Raw genomic sequence first — 398 nt, forward strand, 5'->3', positions numbered from 1 at the left:
CTGACCCTGTGAATGGTCGACGTTCGATCCTCACGGTCATAGGAACTGCGCAGGGTTTTGCCATCGATAGCGACCAGGGCGCCATCGGTGTGCTGGTTAATGGCTTGAGTCCACCGCACAAAGGCGGCCTGAAACGGCTCTGGTTTGATGCCGGAGATGATCCTGGCAATGGTGTCATGGACAGGAATGCCGTTTTTAAACAGTCCCTTGGATTGAAACCAGGGAAGATGAACCTCGCCGAAATCCTCAATATCTTCCCAGCCCTCAGCCCCGCCGATCACGGCACAGACGGTGAGAAACAGGACATCGTAGAAGGGATAATAAATCTTGGCATGCTGGCGAGGGTCGTGAATATTGTCGAAGAACTGAGCGAAAACGGCATCAATAGACATGAGAGC

Annotated in this window: 1 protein-coding gene; it reads right to left on the minus strand. The window is 53.0% G+C overall.

The window, feature by feature from the left end:
- The coding region (locus JWG43_RS19095) for an ISAs1 family transposase (RefSeq protein ID WP_205244478.1) at nucleotides 1–392 on the minus strand (392 nt) is incomplete at its 3' end.
- Nucleotides 393–398: the final 6 nt, after the last annotated feature.

This window comes from Desulfobulbus alkaliphilus (genome assembly GCF_016918545.1).
Classification (GTDB): Bacteria; Desulfobacterota; Desulfobulbia; order Desulfobulbales; family Desulfobulbaceae; genus Desulfobulbus; species Desulfobulbus alkaliphilus.